Source organism: Oscillibacter sp. (assembly GCF_031978065.1).
Taxonomy (GTDB): Bacteria; Bacillota; Clostridia; order Oscillospirales; family Oscillospiraceae; genus Oscillibacter.
Map to the genome: position 1 here is coordinate 1 of NZ_DALZCH010000082.1, position 14,424 is coordinate 14,424.

The window sequence follows — 14,424 nt, forward strand, 5'->3', positions numbered from 1 at the left end:
GTTCGCCGGGGTCGGTTTTTATAAAAATATGGGCGAAACTTACTCCATGGAGATGATATAATAGTACACGGGCTGCCCGCCGGAAAGGATTGCCACCTCCGCGTCGGGACAGGCGGACTCAAACAGTTCGGCGGTTTTCCGGGCGTCTTCCTCGGACACGTCCTCTCCGAAATAGACGGAGATGAAGGAGCTGCCTCGCTCCCGAGCGTCCTGCGCCAGCTTTTCCGTCAGCGCGGCAATAGACTTGTCAGTGCCGAACAGCCGTCCTTCCTCCAAAGCAAGGAAGTCGCCTTCCTTAATGTCGAACCCGTCAAAATCGGAGTCCCGGGCTGCATAGGTGATTTGGGCGGTGGTGACGGAGGAAAGGGCTTCGGACATGGCGGCGGTGAGGGCTTCGGCGTCCTGCGCCTCAAAGTCCACATTCATCATGGCGGTGACGCCCTGAGGCACGGTTTTGGTGGGGATGACCACCACGTTTTTCTCCGTCAGGGCGGCGCACTGCTGGGCGGCCATAATGATGTTGCCGTTGTTGGGCAAGATAAACACAGTCTCGGCGGGGATGGCGTTCACCCCGTCCAAAATGCTTTCGGTGGAGGGGTTCATGGTCTGTCCGCCGGACACAACGCCGTCGGCCCCCAAATCTCGGAACAAAGCTTCCAGTCCTGATCCGGCACACACCGCCAAGAAGCCGTATTTCTTCTCCGGCGGGGCGATGCCCCGGGGGGCCTCCTGCTCCGTCTGCGCTTCAAGCTCGGCTTCCACCGCGTCGAGATCGTCGGTGCTCTGGGCCTGCCGTCCGGCGGCCAGCGCATCTGCCTGAGTGCGCATATTTTCGATTTTGGCCAGCTCCAGCGTGCCGTATTTCTGAGACTCCGTCAGCGCCGCGCCGGGAATGTTTGTGTGGACGTGGACCTTGAAGGCCTCGTCGTCCTCGCCGATGACCAGACTGTCGCCGATGCTGTTCAGATAGTTCCGCAGGGGGTCCAGAGAAATGTTTGCCGAGGCCTTACGCACGATATACACCGTGTCAAAGGCAAAGGTGATTTCATCGGAGGAAAGGCCGCCGAAATCCGCTTTCTCCTTCTCCGGCGCGCCAGCTTCGGACAGCTCGGGCATCGGCTCGCCCCGCAGCTCGGCAAGCATTCCGTCCAGAATGAGGAGGAAACCCTTGCCGCCTGCGTCCACTACGCCGGCCTTTTTCAAAACCGGATTCATGTCGGTGGTCTGCGCCAGCGTTTCATAGCCCACGCGGATGGCGGAATCCAACATGGATTCCAAATCCATCCCTTCCGCCGCCGCGTCCACCGCCCGCTTGGCGGTGAGACGGGAGACGGTGAGCACCGTGCCCTCCGCGGGCTTCATCACCGCCTTATAGGCGGCGGAAACACCCTCCTGCATGGCGGCGGCAAACGTGGCCGCGTCGGCGTGCTCCCGGCCCTTCAGCCCCTTGGAGATGCCACGGAACAAAAGGGAGAGAATCACGCCGGAGTTCCCTCGGGCACCCCGCAGCAGGGCGGAGGCGGTGACGGAGGCGGCCCGGTCAACGCTTTCCGGGTCGCACCGGTGCAGCTCGTCCACGGCGGCGGCAATGGTCATACTCATATTGGTTCCGGTGTCTCCGTCAGGGACGGGGAACACGTTCAAATCGTTAATCGCCTGCTTCTGGGCCGACACGGCGGCCGCTCCGTGCAGCACCATTCGCTTAAAAAGCGCGCCGCTGATTTGTTTGTTCATCTGTTTTGAGCCCTCCCTCGGTCACAGAGTCATGGAGTCGACGCACACATCGACCGCCTTGACCTCCACGCCGGTATTTTTGGTGACCATATAGCGCACCTCGTTCATAATGGAGCTGCACACCGCGGGAAGATTCACGCCGTTTTCAACAATGATATGAAGCTCGATGGAGACGGTGCCGTCGTCATTGGCGGTGACGCTGACGCCCTTGCTCATGGCCTCCCGCCGCAGGAGATGGACCAGACCGTCCGTCATGGAGCGATAGGCCATGCCCTTCACGCCAAAGCAGTTGGTGGCGGCAATGCCGGTAATGTTGGAAAACACGGCGCTGCTGATGGTGACGGCGCCCTGTTCGGAATTCAATTGGATCATAAGCGCATTCTTCCTTTCCATAGGTCGGTCCCCCGGGGAACCCCGACCGAAAATGTGCCGTTTCGCATAGTCAGTTGGTTATTATATACGATTTTCCGCAAAAGCACAAGAGCAACCGGCACAGATTTCCCCGCCACCGGATTTTTGATCGGGAAAAGACGGCGCTGGCTGCGAGATACGTGCGCGCTTTTGACCCGACAAATGTATTTCGTCGGAGGGACCTCATTTTCCGCGATTTGCGCCGATCATCCGGTGGCGCGGGCTCCTTAGGGTTCAACCCGCAGAATCCAATGCGGACGCTTGACAAAAGGACGTTGGCTCATTAGAGTATAAATGAATTTGCTCCCCCTTCAACCGAGGCATATGAAACGCATACGCTCCTTCTGATTTGCGGCGGCGATGCGGGGGAAAATGCGGGTGCGGCGGAATGGGCCCGCCGGGAGAAGCTTGTCAAGGGGATGCTCCCGGTATGCTTGCTGCAAACAAATAGCGGTTTGACTGGAAACCTGCCGCGCCAGTGAGCGCCTTTCCCAGATGCACGCCATCGGAGATTTTGCGGGATACCGCTGAAAGAGAGGAACGGCCTTGACTTTGATTATTTACGCGGGAAAATACAGGACGACGCAGCGTTACGCCGAATGGATTGCCGAGAAAACCGGAGCCGACTTGCGCCCGGTATATCAAGTGACGTCCAAAATGCTGCGGCTATATGATACTGTTGTGTATGGCGGTGCGATTTACGGCGGCGCGATTCAGGGAGTTCGGTTTTTAAAAAAGCATCTGGATGAACTGAAGCAGCGCGGATTGATTCTGTTCACCGTAGGGCTGACGATGCCGGGAGATGAAGTCGCCTTTCGCTCTGTATTGGAGCGCAACCTGAGCCCGGTGGAGTTGGAGGGAATCCGCGCCTATCATTTTCTAGGGGCCATTCAATTCAAGAAACTGAACGGGAAGGAGCGGATGATGATGTGGCTGTTGAAGTCTGCTATCTCGAAAAAGCAGGTTCGCAGTCAGGTGGAATCGGATCTTCTGGAGTGCTACAACGGCGAGCTGGATTATGCCAATGAGGCGTATGTGGACGATCTGGTAAAAGAAATTTCCGGTGACGCGAGGCTTTAAACGCTGCATATGCGGGGGAAAGGGGAGCGCCATGATAAAGAGAAGCCAACGGATCATTTTAAGCCTGCTGCTAATCTGCGCGCTTTATGCGGCCTCTCTGATCACGTCTACATACCAATATTTCCAAGCTGATGCTGAAGCGGCGCTGTCCGGAGGCAAGCGGAGGATTGTGGCGATTATTCCGGATTCCGGCAATGTGGATGTTGACGGCATTCGTCAGGAAGCCGAGGCGGCAGGCAGCCGCTACGGCGCGTTTGTGGAAATATATGAGACTTCCACAAAAGAGGAGCAACTGCGGGTCATTCAGATTGCAAAGGACAGCAGCGTGGACGGCGTGCTTCTATACCCCATGGAGAGCACCGGGTACGATTTGGAGCTCACCGCGTGCAGGCGCAGGGAAATCCCGATAGTGGTGATCTCCCGGCGGCTGAACAGCAGCCAGTTTGACACCTTTATCGGCTCCGCCGTCAATTCGGAACGGATGGCGGTGCTGAGCTGTATCAGCGCAACGGACGGTACGGGCAGAGATCTGCTGGGGGACCGGCTGAACAGCGGCGGCCAACTGTATATGGAGGCGGCGGTGCTGGAACCGTCGGAAATTACGACTCCCGGGCCGGGGGAGGGGCTGAAGACCAAGATTGCCAATCTGGTAAACACACCATTTGAGGGATATCGGGTGGTGGACGTGACGGTGATGGATGAAAAGCAGTCCTCCTCCAGCATGCATAACGAGGTTTGGAATCTTTTGGAGACGCAGCGCCCGGACGCGGTGTTTTCCTACGATGAGGACTTGACCAACGTGATTGCGGCTTGCCTGACAAGCGAGGCCGGACTGCGGGGAATCTACGCAGTGGGATACGGCGATTTGCAAGAGTGCGCCGAGCATCTGCGCAGCGGGACGCTGGACGGACTTGTTCAGCAAAACGAAGCGTATTCGGCATCTTTGGCGGTACGGTATCTGGTGGAGCTGCGGAAGGGCTCCGTCATGCCTGCCAGCGTGGATTCCGGGATTGCCCTGATATCAGCGGACAACATGGAAAGGATGCTTACGGGAAATGAAAAGTGAGTATGACAACGAGATTACCCTGAAAGCGCTGAAGCTGCTGCACCGGGAGATTCTGCTGGGCGATACGGCAAGCCAAGAGGCCTGCATCGAAAATCTGGTGAATTTGGTGCGTTACTTTGCCAGAAATAACAGCAAGGGCAATCTGGCAGAGGAACTGGAGAATCTGGAGCGGGCGGCGAGCGTTCTGATTGCGGAGGGGGAAATCAAAAGCTGCCTTTTTCCCGATGCGTCGGAGAACCTGCCCACGAAAGGCGTGGAGCGTTTTTCGGAGTTTGACGCGGCCTTTGGCGCGCTGAATAAAGGCGTGAGGCTGGGAGAGACGGCGTTTGGTGTCCAGTATGACGACGGGCAAGAAAAGCTGGTTGTAAAGGCGCTGGTTGACTAGATGCTGAATCGGATATTGGGGGAGAAGAACAGCGTCAAGCGGATGATCATGAGCTTTAGCCTGTGCTTCATTCTGGTTACGATGGTTTTCGGCGGGATGATTCTGTTCCAGTCCTACATGGCGGACCGGCAATATGACGAGATGCTGCAAAATATTGTCTCCATCGACAGGAGCAAGGGACTGACCGGGCAGCTCAAGTTGTCGGCGAAAAAATACGCAGAGGCCCGGAATGAGCGGGACTACGCCCGGTTTCGGACGGAGTGGACGGAACTGGATCAGAAGCTGGACGTGGTGGAGGATATTTCCAGAGAGCCGGCCAGTCTGTTGGCGGTTCGGAGTATCCGCCAGCTACTGGTGGAAACGGACACGCAGGTGCTGCGGATTCGCAGTGGTCTGAGCCGAAACGGCACCTTTGCACAGGTGGACGAGCGCTGCAACAATGTGCTTTATTTGCTGGATCGGGTGCAGAATCTGGAGGTCAACCACGCGGCGGCGGTCTATCCGCAGCTAAACAGGGACTTTAAATTACTGACAAGACTTGCCGGTGTAATTCTGGTGCTGATGCTGATGGCGGCGATTACCTTTTCCATGGATCTCCACGCGCGGATTTACGCGCCGATCAGGCAGTTGGTGGTCGGCGTGGGGAAGATTTCCAAGGGCAATTTTCAGGACCCGGACATTGAGATTGCCGCCAGCGACGAGTTTGACTATCTGGCTACTGCGGTGAACGGGATGAAGCGGGATTTGAGCCGCCTGATCACAACCCGCGAGGAAAAGATGAACGCAGAGCGGCTACTGAAGGAAACGCAGTTTCTGGCGCTGCAATCTCAGGTGAACCCGCATTTTCTTTTCAATGTGCTGGGGGCGGCCACGGCGATGGCGCTTGTGGAGGGGGCGGATAAGACGCTGGGCATTGTGGAGTCCATTTCCTATATGCTTCGATACAGCCTTCAGTCAATGAAAACGGACGTCACTCTAAGAGATGAGCTGAAAATGGTGCAGACCTATCTCTTCTTGCAGAATCAGCGGTTTGGAGAGCGAATCTCCTTTTCCATGGAAATAGACGACACAATCCCGGATGTGCCGGTTCCCGGCATGACGGTGCAGCCCATTGTGGAAAACGCGGTGATTCACGGCTGCGAAAATATGGAGTCCGGCGGCTGTCTGAAGGTTGCATGCAAGCTGGACACGGAGGAGAACTGCGCCGTGGTGACGGTGGAAAATAACGGCGGCGTGATTTTACAGGCGCAGATACAGGCATTTTACAGCGGACAGAGCGTGCCGCACAGCAGGAAGACAACGGGAATCGGTCTTGGCAACGTGCGTGACCGCCTGCGGCATTTTTATGACAGAGAAGGCTTGATGGACTGCGCGGTGACGAATGAAAAAATCAATGTGGTAACGCTGCGGTATCCGATGGGCGGAGGAGAAACATGAATCATGAAAATTTTCGGATATTGATTGTGGACGATGAGGAAAAAGATCGGAGCGTTGTACATATTCTGCTGCGCCGCCAGTACGGAGACCTGTTTGAGATATTGGAGGCGAAAGACGCGGCGGAGGCAAAGGTGATTATGGAGACACGGCAGGTGGACTTGCTGGTGGTGGATATCCATATGCCGGGCGTCAGCGGTTTGAAGCTGGTCAGAGACATCCGCGCACGGGATTTCAAGGGGTATATCATGATTCTGACGGCGTTCAATTATTTTGAATATGCCAAGGAAGCAATCGTCTATCAGGCCAATGATTTTATTCTCAAGCCCCCGATCCGCAAGGAGTTTTACGAGGCGGTGCAGCGTTTTCTGGATTGGGCACGGGATGAAAAGAGCGCCCGCCAGATGGGACAAAAGGCTCAATCGGTCTTTCTCCAGGAACTGGGAGACTGCATTATGCTCAACGCGGACAGGAAGAAGATCGACGCCTATAAGGCCCTGCTGAACATTCGGGAGAACCGGGTGTTTTGTATCCTGATAGACACCAGTGCTTCCGAACAGCTCAAGACGGCCAGCTTTCAGGACGAGATCGAGTCTGCCATGAACGAAAGCGGGATTCCCTACGCCGTGAGCCATATGCGGGATCGGACGGCGATTTTCTGCTTTACCGGTGGGGACACGCTGGGGTATAACGAGCTCAGCGTTACGGTGGAGCTGAAGATGAAACTGAATCTGGATTTGTGCGAAAAGGCCGATATCACCGTTGGTGACACGGTGTCGGTTTACGACAATCCCAGCCGGTCATACCGCTGCGCTGTGGCGCATCTCAACAGACTGAAAAGCGCAGGCAGCTATGAAGAGCCGGTTGAGGACAAGGTGGTCGCCCACATCAGAAACGGCGAGGCCGAAGAGGCGATTCGGATGTTCGGACAATATCTGCTGCACTACGGAGAGCGGCACGCAATTGACGATTTGATGCTGAAGGACATTGAGGTTTTGACGGTGGTCCGCAAAAGTGTTCAGGTTCGGAAAGAGGATATCGGCCTAAAAATGGTGGACATTTTTGTAACGGGCGATATTCAGGATATCATTCACTTCAGCTCTGCTTATCTGCGGGAGATCATGGAGAAAATGTCCTCCAGCGCCCCCCAGAAAAAGCACTATGTGGTGCGGCAAATTTGCGCCCGGCTGGAAGAACATGCGGAACTGCCCTGGAGTATCAACGATCTTGCAAAGGAATTCGGCTTCAATCCTTTCTATCTGAGCCGCCTGTTCAAGGATGACACGGGACTGTGCTTCACGGATTATCTCACGGGAAAGCGGATGGTAAAGGCCGCCGCGCTTATAACGGATACCAATTTATCCATCGGGGAAATTGGCCTGACAGTGGGCTACAACGACCAGAATTATTTCAGCCGGGTGTTTAAAAAGTGCAACAAGATGGGGCCGAAGGAATACCGCCGCTCGCAGGTATCCAAACAGGAGAGATGACGCGGCGGACAGAAATGCAGACCAGCACAATTTTGACTTTTACGTAATTCAAGTCAAAATTGTGCTGGCTAATTTTATTTGGGTGTCATAAACACGTCAAATGTGTGCTGAAAACCTGCGGTGCAGTCTAGAGATATTGAGGTTTCTTTGTGTTAAAATTCTTAACAGTATCGGTGAAAAACGTAAGAGAATCACGCGACATTATAGAGGAGGAAATTGAAGATGAACAAGAATTTGTCCCGCGTCCTGAGCGGAGCCATGTGCGCCCTGATGCTGGCCTCTGTTCTAGCTGGCTGCGGCCAGAAGTCCCCCGCCGGATCCGCTTCCGGCAGCGCCGGCGGCGCTGTCGAGACCCGTGTCCTGAAGCTGTCCCACCATGTGACGGAGGGCGACAGCAACGACATCCTGTTCAACAAGTTTGCCGAGTTGGTCAAAGAGAAGACCAACGGCGAGATTGAGATCGACATCTATCCCAACGGACAGTTGTACGGCCAGAAGGACGGGCTGGAGGCCCTGAAACTTGGCACGCTGGATCTGGCCATGTCCGACACCTCCCTGTGGGCCAACTATGACCCCGCCTGCGGCGTGCTGGATATGCCCTACATGTTTAAGAGCCGCGAGCACGCGATCAAGGTGGCCTCTTCCGACATCATCGACCCCATTAAGGACCGCTTGGTGAGTTCCGCCGGAATCCGCCCCGTCCTTGTGGAGTGCCTGAATTTCCGCAACGCTCTGGTGAAGGATATGAACGTTGACTCCTTTGAAGATTTCAAGGGCATGAAGATGCGTACGCCTGAGGCTCCCATGACCATCGCCGCGTTTGAGGCCATCGGTGCCAACCCTGTTGTGATTCCCTCCGGCGAGGCGTATACCGCGGTTCAGACCGGTGTGGCCGACGGACTGGAGGGCCACGCTGAGTATATGGTTTTGCAGAAGTTTTACGAGGTTGCTAAGAACTATGTGCAGACCCAGCATGTCATGACGTTTACCGCTTTGAACATGAGCGAGAAGGTTTATGAGACGCTGACAGATTCCCAAAAGCAGGCGTTTGCGGACGCGAGCACCGAGTCTTTGGCCTATTTCTATGAGTACACCGACAAGCTGTTTGAGGAGAAGTATGCCGAGCTGGAGGCCAACGGCGTCAAGATTACCGACATCGACCGCACTCCCTTTGAGGAGGCCTGCGCTCCCTTCATTCAGGAGTTCGTCGCCGAAAACAACCTGCAGGATGTATATAGCGCGATTATGGAGGCTGCGGAGTAATCATGCTGAACGCAACGAGAAAGCTTACCAACGTATTGGTGACGGCTCTGTTCACCATCCTGGTAGTCGTCGTGTTCATCCAAGTTATCTTCCGTCAGGTCGGTTTCAGCTTTCCGTATGCGGACGAGCTGTCCCGTTACACGTTTGTGTGGCTGATCTACTTGGGTGGCACCATTACCATCCGAAATGGGATGAACATCACTTTCGACGTTATTCTGGATGCGCTGCCCAAGCCTGTCTGGAGAGTCGTGTTTACCCTTGTAAACCTGATTTCCTGCTCATTTCTGGCCATGGCCACGGTGCTGGGGAGCAACTTGGCGTGGGTTAATCGCGTGCAGAACTCGTCCGTTATGAAGCTGAACATGGGCGTGGTGATGCTGGCGATTCCGCTGGGTGGCCTGCTGATGCTTTTTGAGCAGATCAGCTATTATCTCAGAAAGATAAAAGAAGCGAACGCGTCTTCTGAAGCCGTGGAAGGGGAGGGGAAATAAGAGATGTTTACAGTTGCATTTGGTTTGTTCTTCCTCCTGCTGCTTTTGGGCGTGCCCATCGCGTTTTCCATGGGACTGGGCTCCGCCATCGCCCTCTTTGTGAGCGGCGCGGTGGACCCTGTACTGGTGGGACACAAGCTCTTCACCGGCGTCGACTCGTTCAGCCTGATGGCGATCCCTTTTTTCATGCTTTCCGGAGAGCTGATGGAGCAGGGCGGCCTGTCCAAGCGGTTGGTGAATCTCTCCTCCTCGCTGATTGGACATATCACCGGCGGCCTGGGACTGGTGGACATTCTGACCAGCGTGATCTTTGCCGGTATTTCCGGCTCCGCGGCGGCGGATACCGCGGCGGTGGGGAGCATGATGATTCCCGGCATGAAAAAGAAGGGATATCCCGGTGGAATGGCGGCCGTGATTCAGGCCTGCGCCGGTTCTCTTGGCCCGATTATCCCCCCCAGCATGACGATGATCATCTATTGCTCTTTGACCAACACCTCCATCGCTTCGCTGTTTATGGCGGGTGTGATTCCTGGACTGCTGATTGGCGTGAGCCTCATGGTCCTGACCTATTTCTATGCAAAGAAGATGGGCATCAAGGGCGAGAAGAGATGCAGCCTGAGAGAGATATGGGTTGCTCTGAAAGAGGCCGTCTGGGCCATCATTATGCCTGTTATCATCATCGGCGGCATCGTGGGCGGTATCTTTACCCCCACCGAAGCGGGTGCCATTGCCGTTGTGTACGCGTTCTTTGTAGGCATGTTCGTCTACAAGGAATTTACCCTGCCAGATATTCCTAGGATTTTTCAGAAGTCCGCCGGTATGACCGCCATGTCTTTGCTGATCGTCGCGGGCGCAGCCATTTTTAGCTTTCTGGTGGCCTTTGCCAAGGTGCCGCAGGCAGTTATTTCCTTCCTGACCGGCATCACGGACAACAAGTACATGATCATGATCCTACTGGTGCTGTTCCTGCTCCTTGTGGGCATGTTCATCGAGACCATTGCCGCAACTATCATTGTTGCGCCAATTTTGCTTCCCGTTGCCGCGCAGTATGGGATTGACCCCATCCAGTTTGCTTTGGTGATGGTCATCACTTTGGTGTACGCGGGCGTAACGCCTCCCGTGGGTGGCGTACTGTTCATTACCATCGGCATTGCGGAGGTGAAGCTCAAGGATACTCTGAAATATCTGATGCCCTATTTGGCGGCGGTGTTTATTGTCGTTCTGCTGTGCATCTTTGTACCCCCAATTTCCACATTCCTGCCGACTCTGCTCTTCGGCTGATTCTCAAAAAAGACGGGCAGAATTTTAAGTTCTGTCCGTCTTTGTTTTATCGTCCAGATTGCTGAATCTATGGGAGGCTTTTTATGAAAGCGCTGGTCAAAACAAAACTTGGACCCGACTGCATGAGATACATGGATATGCCCGAGCCGGTTCCCGGCGCCGACGACATCAAGGTGAAAATTTTTGCCTGCGGTATCTGCGGCACGGATATTCATCTGATGCACGACGAATACCCCAGTAAGCCGCCAATTATCACCGGCCATGAATTTTCCGGCGTGGTGGCTGAGGCGGGCGCGAATGTGACCAATTGCAAGCCCGGCGACAGAATTGTGACACTCACCGCCGTGGACACCTGCGAGGAGTGCGAGTGGTGCCGACAGGGCCTTCGGATGCTGTGTCCCGAGCGCAAGAGCGTGGGCAGCGGCTGTAACGGCGGCTTTGCCGAATACGTGGTAATCCCCGCGAAGCACGCATTCCACCTGCCCGATGGCATCGCCATGGAAACGGCGGCGCTGTGCGAACCGCTGGCCTGTGTGTGCCGCAGTGTCTGCGAGCGCGCGTCCGTCAAGGGGGGGAACTTCGTTCTGGTCGCGGGTGCGGGCGTTATGGCCCAACTGACCGCGCAGGTGGCGATGGCTAACGGCGGCGTGGTGATTATGACCGGATTGAAAAACGACGCGGAGCGATTTGCCATGGCTAAGCGGCTGGGTGTTTTCGAGACGCTTTACGTGGACGAGGGCGATCCGCTGGCCCGCGTTATGGAGTTGACCGGCGGCATGGGCGCGCAGTTGGCGTTTGAGTGCTCCGGCGCGGCCGCCTCCGCGAAGTTCTGCATAGAGGCGCTGATGAAAACCGGCCAGTATATTCAGGTGGCGATTCCCGGAAAGCCCATTCTTTTTGATATGGACATGGCTCTATATAAGGAAATCACCATTTCCAACAGCTACGCCTCGGAGCGCACGTCGTGGCTGATTGCCCTGCGCCTGATGGAGAAAAAACTGATCAACATCGCGCCTCTTGCAAGCTCCATCCTGCCCCTGACCGAGTGGGAGGAGGGCTTCCGCCGCACGATTGTGAAGGAGGGCTTCAAGGTTCTTCTGATGCCCCATCCCGAAGACCTGAAAGAATCCGAGTAAATTGCTTTGCGCATGAAGGAGGTTTTTCAATGAATGAAGAAACAACAAAAGAAATGAACGTCCTTGCGGCACAGATCCGTCTGGAGACGCTGAAGGTGATCCACTCTCTTGGCTTTGGCCATGTGGGCGGATCCGTGGATCTGGCGGAGCTGATGGCGGTACTGTACGGCAAGGTCATGAAGTTCGACCCGAAAAATCCCCGGTGGGAGGACCGGGACTGGCTGGTTCTGTCCAAGGGCCACTCAGGTCCGGTGGCCTACGCTACATACGGGCTGATGGGCTTCTATCCCATGGAGGAGGCCTATACCCTGAATCATCCCCATACAAAGTTTCCCAGTCATACGGACCGCAAGCTCACTCCCGGTGTGGACCTGACCACCGGCTCACTGGGACAGGGAGCCTCCAGCGCGGCTGGCGCGGCGCTGGGCAACAAAATCGACGGACGGGACAATCGCGTGTTCTGCGTGGTGGGCGACGGCGAGGCGGACGAGGGTCAGGTGTGGGAGGCGTTTCACTTTGCCTATGCCCACAAGCTGGACAATCTGGTGTATTTTATTGACAACAACGGTTATCAACTGGACGGCAAGACCTGTGATATTCTGGACCACGGCAGCCTTGCCAAAAAGGCTGAGGCCTTTGGATTGTATACACAGGAGATCGACGGGCACGACGTAAACGCGATCTATGACGCCATCCAAAACGCCCACGCGAAAGAGGGCGTTCCTTCCTGTATTGTGATGGACACCTGCAAAGGCAAGGGCGCGACATTTGCCGAGTCCAAGCACGACCACTCCTCTCAGCCCGACGGGGAGCAGTGGACCGAGGCGCTGGCCACGGCAGAAAAGGCTCTGGCGGATGCCAGAAACGCTTGAGGAGGGTAGACCGATGAATGTGAAACTGATTGGCAAGCATGAAAAAGATTCCCGAGCTAGCCGGGATGCCTTCGCTCTGCCCCTGAAGGAGATGATGGCACAGGACAAGAGCATCTGCTATGTGGACTGCGACCTGATGAGCTGCGTGAACACAAAACAGTTGCAGCAGTGCTACCCCGAGCGGGCGTTTCAGGCGGGCATCGCGGAGGGGAACGCCATGGGCGTTGCCGCTGGGCTGATCGCCACGGGGAAGAAGGTGTTTGTCCACACCTTCGGCATTTTCGCCTCCCGGCGGTGCTACGACCAGATTTATATGTCCGCGGCCTACGCGGGGCTGCCGGTACATGTGATGGGTTCGGACGCGGGCGTGACGGCGGCGTTTAACGGCGGTACTCATATGCCTTTGGAAGACGGGGGAATGTACCTGAATATCCCCGAGAGCACGGTGCTGGACACGGCGGACTACGCCCAGCTGGAAAGCGTGGTACGCCAGTTGCCGGGTATCACCGCCGGCGTGACCTACACCCGGTTCATCCGCAAGGATGTGATGAAAATATACGAGGACGGCAGCGAGTTTGAAATCGGCAAGGGTGTGGTGCTCCACGAGAGCGGGAACGATCAGGCCGCTATCATCACCTCCGGTCTCATGGTGGACGAGGCGCTGAAGGCCTATGAAGCCCTTCGGGCCGAGGGAATCTCCGTGCGTGTGATAGATATGTTCACATGGAAGCCCTTGGACGAGGAACTGGTGGCCAAGGCCGCCGCGGAAACGGGGGCTCTGGTGACGGCGGAGAACCACAACGTCACCTGTGGCCTGGGCAGCGCGGTGGCAAGGTGTCTGGCCCGCAGACAGCCTGCGGCGCAGGAGTTTGTGGGGGTACAGGACCGGTTTGGTCAGGTGGGCCATCAGGACTTCCTGATGGATGAATATGGCCTGCGGTCCGCGAACATCGTCTCCGCCGTGAAAGCGGCCATCGCCCGAAAGTGAGCTTCGGATATCCGGTGGGGGTGGAAGGCTCCCACCGGCGGCCCTGTGCGCGGCACAGGTATGAAAGGAAGAATAACTATGGATAAGTTTTCTGCTTCTCTGGCGGCGGACAGAAGAGAGATTGTCTTTGCCCCTACCGTGTATAAATTCCAGCGCTTTGCAGAGATGGCCCAGGAGTTTGCCCTGAATGAGCGGGACGTGGTGCTGTGCAACGAGTCGGTTCATGCGTCTTATATGAAGGAGCTGGGCCTGAAGTGCCAGTTTGTCTTCCGGAACAAATTCGGCTCTGGCGAGCCCAGCGAGGAAATGATTCAAAACATGTACGACTCCATTCCCTACGACAGCTATGATCGGGTTGTGGCCGTGGGCGGCGGCGCAATTTTGGATTTGAGCAAGCTTTTGGGATGTCGGCGGCCGGACACGGTTCACAACCTGTTCTTCAAGCGTTTCCCCGTGGTTCACGAGAAGGATGTGATCGCCATTCCCACCACCTGCGGCACTGGCAGCGAGTGCACCAATATCTCCGTCGCCATCGTCAAGGACGAGAAGGACGGACAGCTCACCGGACGGGAGACAAAGCTGGGCTTGGTGTCCGACGACATCATCCCTAACCGTGTTTGCCTGATTCCGGAATTGCTCCGGCCTCTGCCTTATAAGGCCTTTGCCTGCGCCGCTATCGACGCTCTGATTCACGCCACCGAGTCTTTCCTCTCCCCCCACCGCAAGACCATGACCTCAGAGCTTTTCAGCGAGAAGGCCATGGATATGATTCTCAAGGGCTTCAAACTGATCA

General features: G+C 56.0%; 14 protein-coding genes. 12 read left to right on the plus strand and 2 right to left on the minus strand.

Going from position 1 to position 14,424, the window contains the following annotated elements; genetic code table 11:
- Positions 1-39 precede the first annotated feature (39 nt).
- Together RTK01_RS11940 and RTK01_RS11945 are read right to left on the minus strand one after the other, a co-directional pair.
- Complete coding sequence (locus RTK01_RS11940) at positions 40-1,734, minus strand: DAK2 domain-containing protein (protein ID WP_312281191.1); 1,695 nt, start codon at positions 1,732-1,734, stop codon at positions 40-42.
- Positions 1,735-1,755: 21 nt separating this feature from the next.
- The gene (locus RTK01_RS11945; protein WP_293010544.1) at positions 1,756-2,106 is read right to left on the minus strand and encodes an Asp23/Gls24 family envelope stress response protein; all 351 of its coding nucleotides are present in this window, start codon (positions 2,104-2,106) and stop codon (positions 1,756-1,758) included.
- 585 nt (positions 2,107-2,691) lie between these two features.
- On the opposite strand from RTK01_RS11945, the gene RTK01_RS11950 reads away from it, so the two are divergent.
- The 12 genes from RTK01_RS11950 to RTK01_RS12005 all read left to right on the plus strand — a co-directional run.
- Positions 2,692-3,225: a flavodoxin domain-containing protein gene (locus tag RTK01_RS11950; RefSeq protein ID WP_312281192.1), complete on the plus strand. Its 534-nt coding sequence runs from the start codon at positions 2,692-2,694 to the stop codon at positions 3,223-3,225.
- 31 nt (positions 3,226-3,256) lie between these two features.
- Positions 3,257-4,291, plus strand: coding sequence for a substrate-binding domain-containing protein (locus RTK01_RS11955; RefSeq protein WP_312281193.1), 1,035 nt, complete (start codon positions 3,257-3,259; stop codon positions 4,289-4,291).
- Entirely contained in the window at positions 4,281-4,676 is a 396-nt protein-coding gene (locus RTK01_RS11960; RefSeq protein WP_312281194.1) for a hypothetical protein, read from the plus strand. Before RTK01_RS11955 ends, RTK01_RS11960 begins: the two co-directional genes overlap by 11 nt.
- On the plus strand, positions 4,677-6,113 hold the full coding sequence (locus tag RTK01_RS11965) for a histidine kinase (protein WP_312281195.1): 1,437 nt from the start codon (positions 4,677-4,679) through the stop codon (positions 6,111-6,113).
- Positions 6,110-7,600: a response regulator gene (locus RTK01_RS11970; protein WP_312281196.1), complete on the plus strand. Its 1,491-nt coding sequence runs from the start codon at positions 6,110-6,112 to the stop codon at positions 7,598-7,600. Before RTK01_RS11965 ends, RTK01_RS11970 begins: the two co-directional genes overlap by 4 nt.
- A gap of 222 nt (positions 7,601-7,822) precedes the next feature.
- Positions 7,823-8,863, plus strand: coding sequence for a TRAP transporter substrate-binding protein (locus tag RTK01_RS11975; RefSeq protein ID WP_312281197.1), 1,041 nt, complete (start codon positions 7,823-7,825; stop codon positions 8,861-8,863).
- Between the two features lie 2 nt (positions 8,864-8,865).
- Positions 8,866-9,354, plus strand: a complete 489-nt coding sequence (locus tag RTK01_RS11980; RefSeq protein WP_312281198.1) for a TRAP transporter small permease subunit — start codon at positions 8,866-8,868, stop codon at positions 9,352-9,354.
- Between the two features lie 3 nt (positions 9,355-9,357).
- The gene (locus RTK01_RS11985) at positions 9,358-10,635 is read left to right on the plus strand and encodes a TRAP transporter large permease (protein WP_312281199.1); all 1,278 of its coding nucleotides are present in this window, start codon (positions 9,358-9,360) and stop codon (positions 10,633-10,635) included.
- Between the two features lie 83 nt (positions 10,636-10,718).
- Positions 10,719-11,771 (plus strand): zinc-binding dehydrogenase, encoded by a 1,053-nt coding sequence (locus RTK01_RS11990; RefSeq protein ID WP_312281200.1) that lies wholly within the window; start codon positions 10,719-10,721, stop codon positions 11,769-11,771.
- A gap of 29 nt (positions 11,772-11,800) precedes the next feature.
- Positions 11,801-12,643, plus strand: a complete 843-nt coding sequence (locus RTK01_RS11995) for a transketolase (protein ID WP_312281201.1) — start codon at positions 11,801-11,803, stop codon at positions 12,641-12,643.
- A gap of 13 nt (positions 12,644-12,656) precedes the next feature.
- A complete protein-coding gene (locus RTK01_RS12000; protein WP_312281202.1) occupies positions 12,657-13,631 on the plus strand; it encodes a transketolase C-terminal domain-containing protein in 975 nt (324 codons plus the stop codon).
- 78 nt (positions 13,632-13,709) lie between these two features.
- The coding region (locus RTK01_RS12005; RefSeq protein WP_312281203.1) for an iron-containing alcohol dehydrogenase at positions 13,710-14,424 on the plus strand (715 nt) is incomplete at its 3' end.

Coding starts and splice junctions, on each gene's coding strand:
- RTK01_RS11940 (WP_312281191.1), bottom strand. CDS start 1,734: ATGAACAAACAAATCAGCGGCGCGCTTTTTAAGCGAATGGTGCTGCAC.
- RTK01_RS11945 (WP_293010544.1), bottom strand. CDS start 2,106: ATGATCCAATTGAATTCCGAACAGGGCGCCGTCACCATCAGCAGCGCC.
- RTK01_RS11955 (WP_312281193.1), top strand. CDS start 3,257: ATGATAAAGAGAAGCCAACGGATCATTTTAAGCCTGCTGCTAATCTGC.
- RTK01_RS11960 (WP_312281194.1), top strand. CDS start 4,281: ATGAAAAGTGAGTATGACAACGAGATTACCCTGAAAGCGCTGAAGCTG.
- RTK01_RS11965 (WP_312281195.1), top strand. CDS start 4,677: ATGCTGAATCGGATATTGGGGGAGAAGAACAGCGTCAAGCGGATGATC.
- RTK01_RS11970 (WP_312281196.1), top strand. CDS start 6,110: ATGAATCATGAAAATTTTCGGATATTGATTGTGGACGATGAGGAAAAA.
- RTK01_RS11975 (WP_312281197.1), top strand. CDS start 7,823: ATGAACAAGAATTTGTCCCGCGTCCTGAGCGGAGCCATGTGCGCCCTG.
- RTK01_RS11980 (WP_312281198.1), top strand. CDS start 8,866: ATGCTGAACGCAACGAGAAAGCTTACCAACGTATTGGTGACGGCTCTG.
- RTK01_RS11985 (WP_312281199.1), top strand. CDS start 9,358: ATGTTTACAGTTGCATTTGGTTTGTTCTTCCTCCTGCTGCTTTTGGGC.
- RTK01_RS11990 (WP_312281200.1), top strand. CDS start 10,719: ATGAAAGCGCTGGTCAAAACAAAACTTGGACCCGACTGCATGAGATAC.
- RTK01_RS11995 (WP_312281201.1), top strand. CDS start 11,801: ATGAATGAAGAAACAACAAAAGAAATGAACGTCCTTGCGGCACAGATC.
- RTK01_RS12000 (WP_312281202.1), top strand. CDS start 12,657: ATGAATGTGAAACTGATTGGCAAGCATGAAAAAGATTCCCGAGCTAGC.